Source organism: Geminocystis sp. CENA526 (assembly GCF_050753365.1).
Classification (GTDB): Bacteria; Cyanobacteriota; Cyanobacteriia; order Cyanobacteriales; family Cyanobacteriaceae; genus Geminocystis.
In genome coordinates this window covers 1-1,466 of record NZ_JBLZFY010000271.1, presented here as the reverse complement: position 1 = coordinate 1,466, position 1,466 = coordinate 1, and the positions used below count along the sequence as shown (strand labels likewise).

Annotated in this window: 1 protein-coding gene; it reads left to right on the top strand. The window is 31.7% G+C overall.

Annotated elements, in window-relative coordinates:
* The coding region (locus ACN4EE_RS23315; RefSeq protein WP_431708896.1) for a GumC family protein at positions 1–1,466 on the top strand (1,466 nt) is incomplete at both ends.

The window sequence follows — 1,466 nt, the reverse complement described above, 5'->3', positions numbered from 1 at the left end:
TGATAATCTAGGACAATTGGTACAAGAACCGAAGCAAATAATTTCTCTTAATTCCAATAACTTTGATGATGATGAAATAGACATTGGCCAAATATTGAGTATTATCAAAAGAAGAGGTTCAGTTATTATAGGTACAACTATAACCCTTGCAGGGTTACTTTCTTCATGGATTTTAGTTAAACCTCCTGTTTATCAAGGAACATTTCAACTATTAGTAGAACCTTTAAATAAGAATAATCAACAGTTGGATGCTTTGACTCAAATAGTTCCACAAAATAACTGGCGGGATAGTGGATTAGATTATGAGAGTCAAATTAATGTCCTTACCAGTCCTGTCGTCATTAATCCCATCCTAGAAAATATTAAAATTCGCTATCCAGACATAGAAATTGATGATATTGCTGGAAGAATAGAGATTAAACAATCAGGACAAACAAAAATAATAGATATAGCATATACAGATGAATCTGAAGAGAAAATCTTATTTGTTTTAAAACAGCTGATGGAAGGCTACTTAAATTATCAATCTGATGAATTGACTACTAGCGTTCGTCAAGCTCAAGTTTTTGTTGATGAACAAATAAAACGAGTACAACAAGATGTTTTCATTTTGGAATCTCAGTTAGAGAGTTTTCAACAAACTAATAATTTGATTGATCCGAATACTGAAAATAGCGTATTAGCAGGACAAAGTAAGTTTCTTTTAGAACAGGTAGAATCTGTGCAAAATGAACTGAAAGCCAAAACTCAACTAGCACAAGATTTAAAAAATCAGTTAGATTTGACTCCCGAACAAGGGGTAATAGTATCTCGATTAAATCAAGAAAAAAACTATGCTAAGTTAATTTCTCAAATTAAGGATATAGAAAGTAAAATTGCCTTAGAAACTATTAAACTTGGTTCTCAACATCCCACTTTGACCACTTTAACCGCCCAAAAAGAAGAATTAATTACTTTACTCAATCAAGAAACTCAGCAAATTTTAGGTTATAGAAGTGCAAATCTATCTTTAGACTTTTTGACTTCTGTATCTAATAACACGGAAATGATACAAAAATTTTTAAATACTAATAATGAGGTAGAAGCATTAAAAGCGAAGGAGCGAGGATTACAAGAATCTTGGGAGAAACTTAATCAACAAATCAATCGTTTATCGACAACAAATAAAGAATATTATCAAATTCAACGAGAATTAAGGACGAATAATGAAAGTTTAACTCGTCTTTTAGCTTTGAAAGAGAATTTACAAATAGAAGTGGCTAAACAAACAGCCCCATGGAAATTACTCACTCCGATTAATGAGGACTTAATCGAAGATGTTTCGGGAAGAACTAGAAAAATTGCCTTAATAATTATTGCCAGTCTTTTTGTCGGGGTATCTGTAGGTTTTTTAATCGACAAGTTAGATTCTGTATTTCATTCTGTAGAAGAATTACAAAATACGATCGAACTACCCTGTTTAGGAA